Origin of the sequence: Proteiniphilum sp. UBA5384 (assembly GCF_002410825.1) — a bacterium.
Classification (GTDB): domain Bacteria; phylum Bacteroidota; class Bacteroidia; order Bacteroidales; family Dysgonomonadaceae; genus Proteiniphilum.
Window position 1 is genome coordinate 218,637 of the sequence record NZ_DHOS01000001.1, and the last position, 15,014, is coordinate 233,650.

Consider the following 15,014-nt stretch of genomic DNA (forward strand, 5'->3'; position numbering starts at 1 on the left):
TCACCTGAAAAATAGCTATTTATTGTGATTGTGGAATATGTCCCTGATCTCGTATCTTTGTGACAGCAGTGCAAAACGACTGGTTCATAACAGAGCTTTTGTATCACACAATAAATAATCACAGCGTAAAATAGAAGGACTCTTCTGTAAAAAGAATATTATGGACGAAAAAATGGGCAACACCACATTTGAGAGTTTAGATCGTGACAAACTCCAAAGGATGCTTCAGATCAAGCAACAATACGAGAATGGTAGTCTGTCGGCTGATGAAGCGAAGAGCCGGATGAAAAACGAAGTAGGGAAAATCTCACCCGAAGAGTTTGCCGCCGCCGAGCAGCTGCTCAAGGACGAGGATCCCGACGAATGTCGCAATGAAGATGTCCGTTCCATGTTGGATATATTTGAAGGATTGATCCAACCCGATGAGCCGGGTCTTCCGTATGGCCATCCCATCGATGCCTATTTGCGGGAAATTAAAAAAATGAGAGAGTTGCTCCGGAAAGGGGATGAGCTGGCCCAAAAGCCGTTTATCCTGAATCCCTGGCTGGAATTGATGGAGCAAGTCATCCAATACAAAGTACATTTCAGCCGCAAGCAGAACCAGCTCTATTCTGCATTAGAGAGACATGGTTTCGACCGTCCGTCTACCACTATGTGGGTTTACGACGACGAGATACGTGACGAGATGAACACAGCGCTCGAGATTTTACGGAACGGCAATGTAAATCCCGAATTCTTTCTCGATGCATATACGCAAATGACCGTCGACCTGAGAGACCTGATGGAGAAAGAAGAGATGATCCTTTATCCTACTTCGTTGAAGTTGATTCCGGAGAATGAGTTTGAAGAGATGAAGTCCGGTGACAGGGAAATCGGTTTCTTCCTGATTGATATGCCCGACCTTGAGCGTCCCTCATCTGCCAAAGAAGAGGAACCGGCAGAAGCAGGACAAGCCGGCCTGATGGACGATCTGGCCTTGTTACTCTCCAAATATGGAAAAAATATAGATACGGCACCCAAAGATAGTATACTCGATGTGGCTGAAGGCAAACTTACGCTGGATCAGATCAATCTCATTTTCCGGCACATGCCCGTGGATCTTTCCTACGTGGATGAAAACGATTTGGTGAAATTCTATACCGACACCGAGCATCGTGTCTTTCCACGTAGCAGTGGAGTAATCGGCAGGGAGGTGCGTAATTGCCATCCTCCAAAAAGCTTGCACGCCGTGGAAGAGATTATTGAGAAATTCCGCAGTGGTGCGCAGAGCAAAGCGGAATTCTGGATCAACAAGCCGGATCTCTTTATTTATATCGTCTATGTGGCAGTGAGGGACAAGGACGGCACTTTCAGAGGCGTCTTGGAAATGATGCAGGATTGCACCCATATACGCCGGCTCGAAGGGGAACGAAGGTTGCTTACTTGGGAAGAGGAACAAAAACTGCAGGGTGGGGGAGAAGAGGCTCCTTCCCAAACAGCCCGGGATTCCCACTATTCCCGGGAGCCGGAAAACGAAAGTGAAGACAAAAGTAATAACGATAACGATCTGAACGAAGGTGATAGTGATGAAGGTGAGATAATTATTTCTGCGGAAACCAAACTGAAAGTATTGATTCACCGCTATCCTCAACTGAGAGATGACCTGCCAAGTATCCATCCCCGGTTCTCGATGTTGAAGAGCCCTATGGCAAGAGTGATGATACCCATCGCCACCATCAAGATGATGAGCGAACAAGCAGGTATGCCACCGCAGGAACTGATCGACAAACTCAAAGAACTGATTGCGAGTTATTGAAGCCTTCGAGGTGTCATTTTTTTGGTTACATGTGCAATCTTTTCGTCACATATCGCTTTTGGCTCGATAAGGATGGAACCGGTCTTTATGATAATGGGGCAATCCGCTGCCACCGCCGCATCTATCGCGATGATCAACTACTGACTTTTTCGGTAACTCACCACAGCCCATGTGTTCAATGCCAAGGCAAAGCCACACAAGGCAAGGAATTGGGGTATCATTTCGAAGAACGTGCTCCCTTTAAGGTATACCAACCGCATTACCTGTATAAAATATTTCAGCGGATTAAAAACGGTGATGGTTTTCGCCCATTCCGGCATACTGGTGGTGGGGGTGAACAACCCGCTCATCAACAGCAGGATCATCATAAAGAAAAACATCACGAACATGGCCTGCTGCATGGTATCGGAGTAGTTGGAGATAACCAGTCCCATCCCTGAAACCACAAGAATATAGATTGTGGCAAAAAGGAAGATGGTAAGCAGGTTGCCTACGGGATAAATACCATAAACCAATGCTCCCAACCCTATGGCGACTGTCAACACCGCGAAGCCGATAACCCAGTAGGGAATGAGTTTCGCCAGTACGAAAACCAGTTTTTTTACCGGGGTCACGTTGATCTGTTCAATGGTGCCGGCTTCTTTCTCACCGACGATGTTCAGCGCGGGCAGGAATCCGCACAGCATCGTCAAAAGGGTCACCATCAAGGCGGGTACCATAAATACCTTGTAATCCAGATGGGGATTGAACTTGTATTGCGGCATCACACCGAATGAGGGAACTTCGACCGCTGTCACGACCGCTTGCCCTCCCTCTTCCCGAAGCTCAGTGGCATAATCAGCCAATATGGCCGACAAGTAGGATGAACCCAAGCCCCCTTTTGTGCTATTGACCGAATTGGCCGAAATCATCACACGGGCCACACCTTCGTTGATAAGACTCTTGTCAAACTCATCCTGAATTTCCAGGATAATATCCGCTTTCCCCGATTCAATGCTACGCATGGCTTCGGGATTGCTGGCGGACACATCCGTCAGCTTGAAATAACCTCCAGCAATGATTTTATTCACCAGCCGTTCAGAATAGACACTATGGTCGTTGTCGACAATACTCAACCTGACGTCTTTTACTTCCTGGTTGGCCGCCCATGGAAGCACCAACATCATCATCACAGGCATCATTATGATTATTTTCGGAAGGAAGGTATTCCTGACAATTTGTTTGAATTCTTTCTCTATTAAAAATTTCAGCATGGCTGTCTAACTTAATCTGGTTTTAAATTTACTCAAGGCAAGCATGATAAGGCTGATCGCCATAACTCCTATAATAACCAGTTCCTTGGCAATATACTGCAATTCCACTCCCTGAATCATGATCTTTTTTACCGCTTCAATATACCATCGGGCAGGCACGATGGCGGAGACCCACTGCAATACGGGCGGCATGCTCTCAATGGGGAACATCATGCCCGACAGGAGCATGATCGGCATCATCAATCCCATACCCGAGGCCAGCATGGCGGCCATCTGGGTATTGACCAGTGTGGAGATGAACAAGCCCAGCGCCAACGCTACAAAGACAAATAGCAAGGATAGGATCGCAAGCCAGAACAGGCTTCCGGAAACCGGCACGCCAAGCACAAACACCGACAGGAGGAGTATGGTGATGAGGTTTACGATGGACAAAGTGAAGTAGGGAACCGCTTTGGCGAGGATGATGTAGATCGGTTTCATCGGCGATGAAAGCAGTACCTCCATCGTACCGGTCTCCTTTTCGCGCACAATGGCTATCGATGTCATCATGGCGCAAATTAACATCAGGATGAGTCCCATCACACCCGGCACGAAATTGTAGGCGCTCTTCAATTGCGGGTTGTAGAGCATCCTTGTTTCAGGGATGATCTGGAACGGCACCTGGTATTGCTCCATGAGTTCCTGCTGGTAAGAACCCAATATGCCCGAAACATAGCCGGTAAGCGTGGATGCCTGGTTGGGGTCGGTGCCGTCGGCTATCAGCTGCACTTTCGCTTCACCCGTGTGTAACAGGTTTTCGGCAAAATTTTCACTAAATACGATCACCAAGTTGATTTTGCCATATTTGAATATGTCGTTGATCTGGTCGATATTTGTCAGTTCTTCGGCAATGGTGAAATATTCACTGGTATTGATGCGTTCCTTGATCCGTTGCGTGGAAGCATCCTTTGACGGGTCGAACACGGCTACCTTCACGTCTTTCACTTCGGTGGTGATGGCGAAACCGAACAGCAGTATCTGCACGATCGGCATGGCCAACAGGATCAGCATTGTCCGCTTGTCACGAAAAATGTGATAATATTCTTTCCTTACGAATGATCTGAATTGTTTCATATCTTAATCTGCTTTGCGTGTGGCTCTTCTCGCCAATTGCTGGAAGACGTCGTCCATGGTGGATACCTCGAATTGTTGGCGCAGATTTTTAGGGGTATCGAGGGCCTCGATCTTACCATCCACCATGATGGACACACGGTTGCAATATTCGGCTTCATCCATGTAGTGGGTCGTCACAAAGACGGTGATACCCCGTTCGGCCGCCTGATAGATGAGTTCCCAAAATTGTCGCCGGGTGACGGGATCCACGCCACCGGTGGGTTCATCGAGAAAGACCACTTTCGGTTCGTGGAAAATGGATACTGAGAAAGAGAGTTTTTGTTTCCAACCCAAAGGCAGTGATTTTACGAGAGTCTCCCGTTCCCTTTCCAGTTCGAGTTCCTGTAAGACCTCATCGGTCTTGACTGCGATCTCTTTACTTTTCATGCCGTAAATACCGCCGAAGAGCCGCAGGTTCTCCCACACTTTCAAATCTTCATACAGTGAGAACTTCTGGCTCATATAGCCGATGTTTTGTTTTACCTTTTCCGGTTCCCGGGCAATATCGAATCCGGCGACGTTTCCTTTTCCGGAGGTGGGATGGCTCAATCCGCACAACATGCGCATGGCGGTGGTTTTACCGGCTCCGTTGGCACCAAGGAATCCGAAGATCTCCCCTTTTTCCACTTCAAAGGAGATCTGATCGACAGCCGTGAAATTGCCAAACCGCTTGGTCAGGTTTTCCGTATATATTGCTTTATCTTCCATTATTTTCTTTCTTTGATTTTTGATAGAGGATTGCATTTCTCTTCCTCTTCCGGGGCTATTTTCGGGATAACAGCATGAAGCAGTCTTCTACTGTGGGTTCTATTTCCTTAATAGCAATATTTGTATAGGATTTTGCTGCTAAAAAATCTTTTAATTGCCCGGGAGTCGTATCGTTGTCGAATGTGACATGGAACGTCTCTCCAAATGAGAATGAACGGCGAATAAAAGGGAGGTCGCGTAAGTCCCGCAATAATTGATGCATCTGGTCTGCCTGCACGGCCCACAGGGTGTCAGGATAGTCGGCTACGATGTTTCGGGGCGTGTCCACTTTTAGGAATTCACCATCCTGTATCAGGGCGATGCGGTCGCAGAGCGTGGCTTCGTCCATATAGGGTGTCGAAACGATGATGGTAATTCCTTCTGTTTTCAATTTCATCAGCATCTCCCAGAATTCCTTGCGAGAGACGGGATCTACCCCGGTGGTGGGTTCATCGAGAAACAGGACCGTCGGCTTGTGGATCAAGGCACAACTCAACGCCAGCTTTTGTTTCATCCCGCCGGACAGTTTTCCCGCCCTGCGGTCTTTAAATGGTTCTATCTGCTTGTAAATATCTTCAATCAGGTGATAGTTTTCTTCGATAGTGGTATGGAAAACAGTGGCGAAAAAGGTCAGGTTTTCCTCCACCGTCAAATCCTGGTACAACGAGAATTTCCCCGGCATGTACCCGATAATCTGTCGGATCTGTTTATAATCCTTTACCACGTCCAGTCCATCCACCGTCGCCGTGCCGCTGTCGGCGAGCAGGAGTGTGGTCAGGATACGGAAAAGAGTAGTCTTGCCGGCGCCATCGGGACCGATGATACCGTAAATTTCGCCCTTTTCCACTTCCAGGCTCAAATCCGTGAGGGCCTGTACCGTTCCGTAGCTTTTGTTGAGGTTATTGGCTGATAAGGCTACCATGATTAATTGATTTTAATCTCTCCATACATCCCCTTTTTGATATAGCCGTCGTTTTTAACAGCCACTTTCACGGCATACACGAGGTTGGCGCGTTCATCTCGGGTCTGGATCGTCTTGGGCGTGAATTCGGCCTTGTCAGAAATCCAGGTGATGGTTCCGGAATATTCTTTTCGGTCCGATTTCCCCCGGTCAGCGTATACTTTCACCGATTGCCCGATTTTCAGGGAAGTTAGCTGGTCGGCGGTAATATATACCCGCAATGTCATATTCTCGATATCGGCCACCTTGAACAATGTCCGTCCCTGTATGGCCAATTCGCCCTGTTCGGCGTATTTCGACAACACAGTTCCATCGATAGGGCTTGAGATAATACTCTTCTGTATCTGGTCGTCGATCTGGTCGATCTGTGCGATCAATCCCAAACTTTCTCCTGAAACACTGCGGTTGTTGTTCTCCAATGTCTCGGTTTGCGCGGAGAGTTGCTTTTCTAGCAGGGCGATCTGCGCGTTGATGTCATCCAGTTGTTTCCGGTTGGCGGCATTGGACTGTACCAGGTTTTCGAATCTTTTCTGTTCCTTTTTTTGGGTGGCGATTTGTTGTTGGATCGAAGCGATTTGCCGGGAGACATTATACTGGCGGCTCTCTACCGATTTCATGCCGGCCAATAGTTGCATTTTCTTGAGATGGAGTTGCACGGTGTCTATATAACCTGCTTGCTTGCCTGCTTCCAGTTTTTGCCCCTCTTCGATATCGAATTGGATCAGTTCCCCGGTTGACCTGGCCGATACGGTAACTTCCCTTGCTTCAAAAATACCCGAAGCATCATAGGTTCCATTATTCTTCCCGCATGAAGTGAAAATTAGGGTAGTGATCCCGACGATAAATAAAATATTCGTTTTCATATTTTGATTGTTATTCGGTTGTTATTCGGTTGTTATTCGATTGTTATTCAGTTGTTATTCAAATTCACGTTGTAAATTTAGGTGTTTGCTACGCTCGACCCGGTAAAAACAAATTTTTCCTCTGTACTCGCTTATCGCAAACATTCAATTATATTCTAATTGTTGGTGGCGAACTTGAGGTTGTAGAGGGCGAGCAGTAGTTCCGTTTCGTGTAAGAGCTTGTCCCGAATCGCCATTTGTTCGGCATTGATATCGCGTGTCAGATCACTGGCGGAGATGGTGCCGTTGGCCATTTTCACTTCTGAAGCACGTTTGACCGAACCTCTCAGGGCAATGATTTCATCATCGTATTTTAACTGTTCGACCCAATTGTCGATATGACTGCTTTTTTGTGTAATGTCGAGATTGGTATTGAACAGGAAGGTTTCACGTTGTGTTTCGATGCTCTGTATATTGTTTTGAATAACCTTGCGGTTGTTCTTTTGGGTATAAAAGTTGCCGATATTCCAGGATACTCTGACACCGGCGACATAGTATGCCTCGAAACCGTCTTTCAGCATGTTCAGTCCCGGTTTGCCATATCCGCCTGTAGCAAACAATCCGAGTTTCGGCATCAGCCCTGAAGTGATTTCACGGTCTTTTGTGGCAAGGTTTTGGATCTGCGCGTCGTATAAACTCAATTCGGGACGGTTGATCGTGAGGGTTGAGGGACGTACCGGCATGGGTTTTACAAATTCTGTATCTTCTCCCAATTCTTCACCAATCAGCTTCGACAATACTTCGATGTATGCCTTTTTTGTATTGGAAAACTGGACTTCATTCTGTTTTGCCTTTAATAAATCTACCTTTATAGCATCCAAATCGGACTGGTTGGCGATACCGTTAAGGATGTATGATTCTATTTGGTTATAATTCCTTTCGAGTTCGTCCTGCAATAGGCGATTCTGTTGAGTTTGCGCCTCGGCGAGCAAAATGCCAAAGTAAAGCTGGTTGATCCTTTCGTTGAGGGCGTAGATGCTCACTTCTACATTTTTTTTATCCACTTCGGCTGCCGTTTCCATTCCTTCCTTTTGCGACTTGATGGTGCCGCCGTCCCATATTACCTGGTTGATATCAAGCGTGGCGCTGTACTGGTCATTGCTCAATGTAGGGATACTTATGTCTTGTATTCCCAATTGGGACAAGTCAATCGGAAACTTTGTCACGTCCGACTGGTAGGAGGCTTTGGCCGAGAATGTGACTTGCGGCAGGTATCCCTTATTGGCATTCGAGAGATTATACGCTGTAGTTTTCTCGACTAGATCGTATTGTTTGATAAGCGGGTAATTTGCCTGCGCTTTTGTATAGCAATCCTCGATTGTTATTTGGGCAAAACTTGTAAGATAACCTAGCAACAAAAGGTGTAGAATGAAAAACTTTTTTGTCATAGAGGTCTTTTATTAATTTGACTATTTAATTGATCAGTTAATCCGGTGGTAAAAAAATACATTGTTTGGAATGTTGAATTGTTGAATCGTTAAGCTGTTGACTCAAACTATTATATTTATCGAATTGTTCAGTATATCCCGGGAAAATCATACCCTTAGACGGGATAAAACCGTTTCGATTACTTCTTTTTGCCGTTGTTCCAACATTTCTTCAAAATTTCCGTCCGGTATGCTGAACGCTCTTTGGAGTACGGGTTTTACCAAAAATGGCATGATGTTCAACGATAAAATGGTAATTAGCAAGTCTGTGGCCAGAATCGGACGAATAGTCCCTTTTTCGATTTCCTTTTCAAGTTCGGCTTCCAATTGGGTTAAAACAGGAATCATGTGTACTTTCAACCTGTCTACTAAAGATTGGAGCCGGTCAGGATTGGAGGATATTTCATTCAATACAAACTGCGGAAGCATCGGATTTTGCTTCAAAAAATTGAAATGGAAGCTTACCAATTGGGCTATCCTTTCTTCTATGTTGGATATATTCTCTCCTGTACTTAAAATATTTGAGGCTATCATCCCGATTTTTTCCTCGAATACCTTTTCGAACAGGTTGTCCTTGGTGCGGTAGTAGTAATGCACCAATGCCTGGTTACAGCCTGCCAGCTTCGCAATCTGACCGGTTGATGTTTTTGCATATCCTTGTTTCAGAAAAAGATTTTCGGCTGCTTCCAAAATTTGGAATTCCATGCTTTTGTCATCTTCTTTCATTGTTCTGAATTATTTAATTGATTGATTAAATTTGTCTATTAAAATTCAAAGTTAAATGAAATAATTAAACAGGAGAATTTTTCGAGGAAAAAAATAATAGATTTTTTTATGGGCAATCTTTACATGGAAAATTATTCTTTATAGATACTCCGACCGCTTGCGGCGGGGAGGTTCATTTTCTTTCAATTATAAACACCGGCTGTTGTTGTCCGGTTAAAAAAGATCTCCCAATTCGACAAAAAGGTTTTACCATTTTGCCGGATTGAAAGATCTGTCAGATTAATTATCTGGGCTCATAATTTCCGGCAGGTGTTCTGAACGGAATTGCAAGGCGATTCCAGCCATTGATTGCAACGATTCCGATGGTTAACCGCAACAATTCCTGTTCGCTGAAATGTTTCTGACATTTTCATAAATTTCATCAGAGATATGATCCTGTGAAATCAGTGTAACAGCTTCAGCCCATTCGAGTGCGGGTTGTTCCTGATATCAAAAGAGAGGGGTAAATATTGTGTAATATTCACGGGAAAAGTTATTTTTGCATGATATAAACTCAGGGAATGCTATGGAGCAATTGTTTACTATCACTCGGTTTACGGAAAAAAAGTCAAAACGTATGTCGGATTTTACGTTTGAGCCGCATAGTCATGACTTTGAAGAGCTTGTGATCTGTAAGACCGGGATGATAGAACACCTTATCGACTTCGAACGTTCGAGACTGATTGCTCCCCTGGTTTGTTTTGTCAGTAAAGGAAAAATACTGGATATTACGGTTTAAGAGTAGTCTGATCTCAGAATCGCGTTTCCAGCTTTATTCCAACTATCACGATTACGCCAATGTGGAACTGCCGGTAGGGGAGAGTTTTGACCGGATCTGTGTTGTTACGCAAATGATCGAAGATGAATATGTAAAAGATGCGGCTGATTACTCCATAATCAGAAGCCTTTTAAGCACCCTTTTCGTGTTAATCGAAGCCGAGCGAAAAAAGAAAGCCCTGCCTGTAACTACGGATAATAATCAGAATATTACTTTTAAATCGTTTTTGCGCATTCTGGAAGATAATTTCAAACGGGATGTAAGCGTGGACTTTTACGCGGAGAAACTGAATATGTCCGCGCGTAATCTGAATCTGATCTGTCGCAGTATTTTGCAACGGAGTGTATCTGAAATTATCGAAACCCGTAAACTGACCGAAGCAAAGAATCTGCTTATGCATTCCGACAAGACAATCTCCGAAATCGGATTCGATCTTGGCTATAATGAAAAGGCCTATTTCACGAAAGTATTCAAGAAAAAAGCGGGAGTAACTCCGTCTGGGTTCCGTAATGAGATGAAAAAGATGCTTTAATCGCTATATTACCGATATTTACTACTATTCTTCCTAAAAGTATTACCTCTGCCCTTTAAAATACCCCGATCTTTGCGGTATAATTAATTATTAAAACAACAAGAATATGAAAATGTATAATTATTTTATAGCATTGGCTCTTATTTTAGCGGTATCCGCATGTGGTGGAAAAAGTTCAGGAAATAAAACGGAAGCATCCGCGGCTAAGGAAGTGGCAGTTGCCGAAGGGCAGGACCTGGTTGTTGATCTGAGTGCTTCAACCATTAACTGGAAAGGATTTAAACCCGGCGGTAGTCATTATGGTGTCTTGAGTCTCAAATCAGGTGAACTGTATATCGATGGCGGCGAGCTGAAATCAGGTACATTCGTGATTGATATGAATTCTATTAACGTAGAAGATCTTGAAGCCGGAAAAGGAAAAGAACAGTTGGAAGGACATCTGAAGAGCGCGGACTTTTTTGATGTGGAAAAATATCCGGAAGGAAAGTTTACCATTACCGGTGTTGAAGAACTTTCGGGAAGTGAGTATACGCATAAGATTAGCGGTAATCTGGAATTGAAAGAAGCGGTAAAGAATATCTCTTTTGACGCGACAATCTCTAAAGATGGTGATACTTATACCGCTAAGACAGCGACATTCACAATCGACCGTACACAATGGGGCGTAAACTACGGTTCAAAAAATATCTTTAAAGACCTGAAGGATGCCTTTATCAACGACGACATGGAAATAACCATAACGTTGGTTGCGAAAAATGCGTAATCAGGCGATGAAAAATCCGGATGATGAATAATCTGAGAAATCTTGTGGATAAAACGAAAAGTACACCGGCCATGCCGGTGCTTTTTGTTGGTCATGGTAGTCCGATGAATGCGATAGAGGATAATCTTTTCTCCAGGAAATGGAAGCAAATAGGAGAAGAGCTGCCCCGCCCATCCACCATCCTCTGTATTTCGGCTCATTGGGAAACAAACGGCACTTTTGTTACGGCTATGCCCTATCCGGAAACCATTCATGATTTCGGTGGATTTCCATGTGAACTGTTTAAAGTGCAGTATCCTGCTCCCGGCAATCCGGCATTGGCGGCGAGCATACAGGAGGAAATAAAACAGTATCCTGTGGAACTGAATACCGACTGGGGACTGGATCATGGAAGCTGGAGTATATTGCGGCATATCTACCCCGCAGCCGATATACCCGTATTGGAATTGAGTATTGATTACACCCGGGGAATGCAATACCATTACGATCTGGCAAAAGAACTGGCCTTTCTGCGCAGAAGGGGAGTACTTATTGTAGGCAGTGGTAATATGGTGCATAACCTGCGGTTAATCCACATGAAATCCATAGAAGGATTCAACGAACCTTACGGGTATGACTGGGCTTTGGAGATGAACGATGTTTTTAAAAGAAAAATCCGATCTGCCGATCATCAGGCGCTGATTGATTATCCGTCGCTAAGCAAGGCCGCGAAGCTTGCCATCCCAACTCCCGATCACTACATCCCCCTGCTCTACGCGCTATCCTTGCAGGAGAAGAAAGACGATATCGAGTTTTTTAACGATCAGGCCTTAGCCGGCTCACTGACAATGACATCGGTTATTATCAGGCAGTAGGATACGTTGGGAAGATGTGGACGAAGATATGTCGCTGAACAGCTTTCTCTACGATGATCCGAACCTGTAGGAGTTGCAAGGATTTTCCGCAAACATCCTGAACTGAATGTGTCGGCAATTGCTCGGCGCCTAGGAGTGAAACAAAGCTTTTTGGCTGCTTATATAAGCGGAAATGAAAAATCTTCAAAAGAACGGGAGAAGGAAATTATAAATGCTGTGAAGCAGGTAGGTCAAGAATTGATTGATGCCTGAGTCAAGTTTAACATCGAAAACTGAGATCTTAGAAAGTAAATAAAATTAAGGTGATCAATGCAGGTCTACCCTGCAACTGATCACCTTAATAGTTAAAATATGACTCTCTTGTTTCTTCTACTATTAGAAAGTCGCTTGGATCATCACAGGAAAATGATCGGAATAAAAACGTCCATATTGACTATCTGTTAAAACTCCATATTTTTCGACCGTTACATCTTTCGACACAAAGATATAATCTATTCGATCTTTCATCGGAGCATCGATTTGATATCCTGTAAATGTTCCTTCCGGACCGTAAGGCGGTTCTTTGGTTACTTTTCTTGAATCAGTAAGAAAGCCATCATGATAAATGATCTGGATGGGTTCATCTTCGGGTGCGGCATTAAAATCTCCTGTACAGAAGAATGTCCCTTTGCCTACAATAGCTTTCATTTTGGATAGTAGGAGTTTAGACGATTCTCTTCGGGCGATTTTTCCCTGGTGGTCATAGTGGGAATTGAAAAAATAAAATTCTTTACCGCTTACGGTATCTTTAAATTTAGCCCATGAACAAATCCGATTACAACATTCAGCATCCCATCCCTTACCGGGAACATCGGGAGTTTCGGAATACCAGAAATCCCCTTTATCCAATACCTCAAAGCGTTCCTTATTATAGAAGATCGCCGAATGTTCACCGGCATCTTCACCGTCATCACGACCTTTTCCTACATAAGCATATTTTCCTGTTTCAAGAATACCGTCCAATTGGTGCTTGAATCCTTCCTGTGTTCCAAAAACATCCCATCCATGAAACATCACCAGAGACTTTACCATTTCTTTTCGATGTTTCCATGCGTTCTCACCATCATTTGGAGTGTCCATTCGCAGATTGAATGTAGCCACTCGCATTTTACATTTTTCTTTTGCATTTATAGGAAGTGTAACTCCCAGCAAACATACGATTAAAAGAATCCATTTTGTTTTCATTTTTCTATTGTTATTAATTAATTTCCGTCATTTGATGCGCCCTCTTCCCATCCTTTATTTTGCACAATGTTGGTGTTCTTCACCATAACCAAAGATGGAATTGGGTAAAGATACTGTTTTTCTCCGAATACGCGTTTATGGTCATTTGGGGTGTCCCATGTCAGATAATATCCGGCAGAAGGATTTCCGGGTTCAACCTCTTTTACCCTTTGTAATACATTGGTTCCCTGAATTTGAATGGTTGCACAGGTTTTCCCTACTGTATCCCAATCCAATTTTTCTTTTGCAGCCGCCAGGTTGGCATCGGTGTCATAAAACAACACGTCGTAGGTTCCATCCCGATCCAGGTCAATTGCTTCATTCAGTTTCGGGAAATACATGCCATCCCAGCTTTTTAACAGTAAGTAACCACATTTCCAACGACGAATATCGTCAAAACGAAATCCTTCAAGACAGAGTTCAATAGCACGTTCCCTCCTTATTTCGAGTAGTACCGGATCTGAAATGGAGGGGAAATAAGTTTCCTGAAAATAGGAATCCACGACAGTTGGTTTTGTTGTGAGTCCACCTGTAATTCCGGCTCTGGCACGCAATGCACCCACCGTTAACACCCAATCGGCATCGGTCAGGGTTCCCAATTCGGTCTTTGCTTCGGCATAATTCAGCAGAACCTCGGCATAACGAAAAAGAGGGATTGCATTGGTGTTCAAAGCAGCATTATCGTACTTAGGATCATCGAGACATAATTTCAATGGCTGATACCCGGTTCTGACGTATCCCATAAAATTGGGTGCAGTAGCTATGCCATTGCGTGTATATCCAGGTGTGCGGATGGTTTGGGCAAGACGGGCGTCACGATTTTGACATTCTTCATAAAATACCTCTGTTTCCCAACCGTTTCGTGAAGTATAGGGTGTGCCGTCCGTTTGAAGATAGGTGTTGATGAATGTACGTGTCATGCTGAACCGGTTGCCATAGGTGGGAGAAGTCCATTTCCAATTTGCGTGGTGTAAAACGCCCAAATCCGCACTAGAATTCACCGCCAATAGTACTTCGTCGGTCACAGGATCGTCGCTTGTAAACAGGGCCCTGTACGATTTGCTTGTTCCGGCCGCAGTATAGAGTGTTTTTCCGGAATTATCTATCACGTATTCAGCCTTATCCACTGCTCTCTCCAACCATTCGTCGGCTGATGTGGACAGGTTTAAATGATGATATTTTCTAAATGTTCCTTCAAACAGGCAGACACGCGAGGCAAAAGCATAAGCAACCCATTTTGTTACCATACTTCCTGAGGCATCTGTTAGCATAGTGATATTGTTACAAGCAAATTCAAGATCTTCAAAAACCTTTTCCATTACCACCTCCCGGGAATCACGGGGAGCATACAATTTTTCATCGTCCACATCAAGTGTTTTGTCAATCCACGGAACATCACCAAATCGTTTCACCATATCATAATAGAAATATGCCCTGAAAAAACGGGCAATTCCAATGTAATGATTACGTACCGATTCTTCCACCCGTTCGTCGGTACAATTCTCTATGAAATAATTGATATTTCGAAGATTGCTCCACGACCATCCACCGGCATTTGTTTCACTATATGCATTTTTTACCTGGAAATCAGGAAGATTATTGATTGCGCCGAAATCAACCAGATTAATTTCCATTTGACTGGCATCGCTTCCCGATGGGAATAACTTTTCATAAAACGAATATACATAGGTTTTCAACCCTGCTTCGGAACTCATAATCGCACCTTTGGTAACCGAAGCTTTAGGTTCTTCATACAAATCACAAGAAGTAAGGTATAGGGCTGAAAGAAAAATAAACAAATAATGTATTTTTTTCATTACAT

13 protein-coding genes and 2 pseudogenes are annotated in these 15,014 nt (G+C 44.2%); 6 read left to right on the top strand and 9 right to left on the bottom strand.

Annotated features, from left to right (window positions below; all coding sequences use genetic code 11):
- The first annotated feature begins 160 nt into the window (after positions 1 to 160).
- Positions 161 to 1,795, top strand: coding sequence for a PAS domain-containing protein (locus B4G81_RS00860; RefSeq protein WP_294079084.1), 1,635 nt, complete (start codon positions 161 to 163; stop codon positions 1,793 to 1,795).
- Positions 1,796 to 1,816: 21 nt separating this feature from the next.
- Positions 1,817 to 1,927, top strand: a pseudogene (locus B4G81_RS00865) (FAD-dependent oxidoreductase); the annotation flags it as partial.
- Positions 1,928 to 1,932: 5 nt separating this feature from the next.
- Here B4G81_RS00865 and B4G81_RS00870 read toward each other — a convergent pair.
- From B4G81_RS00870 to B4G81_RS00900, 7 genes and pseudogenes are all read right to left on the bottom strand, one after another.
- Entirely contained in the window at positions 1,933 to 3,048 is a 1,116-nt protein-coding gene (locus tag B4G81_RS00870) for an ABC transporter permease (protein WP_294079086.1), read from the bottom strand.
- 6 nt (positions 3,049 to 3,054) lie between these two features.
- Positions 3,055 to 4,161 carry an ABC transporter permease gene (locus B4G81_RS00875; RefSeq protein WP_294079089.1) on the bottom strand — a complete coding sequence of 369 codons (1,107 nt, stop codon included), beginning with the start codon at positions 4,159 to 4,161 and terminating at the stop codon, positions 3,055 to 3,057.
- A 3-nt stretch (positions 4,162 to 4,164) separates the two neighbouring features.
- Positions 4,165 to 4,887: pseudogene (locus tag B4G81_RS00880) on the bottom strand (ABC transporter ATP-binding protein); the annotation flags it as partial.
- A 76-nt stretch (positions 4,888 to 4,963) separates the two neighbouring features.
- On the bottom strand, positions 4,964 to 5,869 hold the full coding sequence (locus tag B4G81_RS00885; RefSeq protein ID WP_294079093.1) for an ABC transporter ATP-binding protein: 906 nt from the start codon (positions 5,867 to 5,869) through the stop codon (positions 4,964 to 4,966).
- Between the two features lie 2 nt (positions 5,870 to 5,871).
- On the bottom strand, positions 5,872 to 6,771 hold the full coding sequence (locus B4G81_RS00890; RefSeq protein WP_294079095.1) for an HlyD family secretion protein: 900 nt from the start codon (positions 6,769 to 6,771) through the stop codon (positions 5,872 to 5,874).
- Positions 6,772 to 6,926: 155 nt separating this feature from the next.
- A complete protein-coding gene (locus B4G81_RS00895; protein WP_294079097.1) occupies positions 6,927 to 8,198 on the bottom strand; it encodes a TolC family protein in 1,272 nt (423 codons plus the stop codon).
- Positions 8,199 to 8,345: 147 nt separating this feature from the next.
- Positions 8,346 to 8,963: a TetR/AcrR family transcriptional regulator gene (locus B4G81_RS00900; protein ID WP_294079099.1), complete on the bottom strand. Its 618-nt coding sequence runs from the start codon at positions 8,961 to 8,963 to the stop codon at positions 8,346 to 8,348.
- A gap of 616 nt (positions 8,964 to 9,579) precedes the next feature.
- Here B4G81_RS00900 and B4G81_RS00905 point away from each other — a divergent pair.
- The 4 genes from B4G81_RS00905 to ygiD all read left to right on the top strand — a co-directional run bounded on the left by B4G81_RS00905 (position 9,580) and on the right by ygiD (position 11,929).
- Positions 9,580 to 9,741, top strand: coding sequence for a hypothetical protein (locus B4G81_RS00905; protein ID WP_294079101.1), 162 nt, complete (start codon positions 9,580 to 9,582; stop codon positions 9,739 to 9,741).
- A complete protein-coding gene (locus B4G81_RS00910; RefSeq protein WP_294079103.1) occupies positions 9,704 to 10,312 on the top strand; it encodes a helix-turn-helix domain-containing protein in 609 nt (202 codons plus the stop codon). Before B4G81_RS00905 ends, B4G81_RS00910 begins: the two co-directional genes overlap by 38 nt.
- A gap of 106 nt (positions 10,313 to 10,418) precedes the next feature.
- Complete coding sequence (locus B4G81_RS00915) at positions 10,419 to 11,075, top strand: YceI family protein (RefSeq protein WP_294079104.1); 657 nt, start codon at positions 10,419 to 10,421, stop codon at positions 11,073 to 11,075.
- 44 nt (positions 11,076 to 11,119) lie between these two features.
- Positions 11,120 to 11,929 (top strand): 4,5-DOPA dioxygenase extradiol, encoded by an 810-nt coding sequence (gene ygiD / locus B4G81_RS00920; protein ID WP_294079108.1) that lies wholly within the window; start codon positions 11,120 to 11,122, stop codon positions 11,927 to 11,929.
- A gap of 375 nt (positions 11,930 to 12,304) precedes the next feature.
- Here ygiD and B4G81_RS00925 read toward each other — a convergent pair whose 3' ends face one another.
- Together B4G81_RS00925 and B4G81_RS00930 are read right to left on the bottom strand one after the other, a co-directional pair.
- Positions 12,305 to 13,153, bottom strand: a complete 849-nt coding sequence (locus B4G81_RS00925) for an endonuclease/exonuclease/phosphatase family protein (protein WP_294079110.1) — start codon at positions 13,151 to 13,153, stop codon at positions 12,305 to 12,307.
- A 17-nt stretch (positions 13,154 to 13,170) separates the two neighbouring features.
- Positions 13,171 to 15,009: a RagB/SusD family nutrient uptake outer membrane protein gene (locus B4G81_RS00930; RefSeq protein WP_294079112.1), complete on the bottom strand. Its 1,839-nt coding sequence runs from the start codon at positions 15,007 to 15,009 to the stop codon at positions 13,171 to 13,173.
- Positions 15,010 to 15,014: the final 5 nt, after the last annotated feature.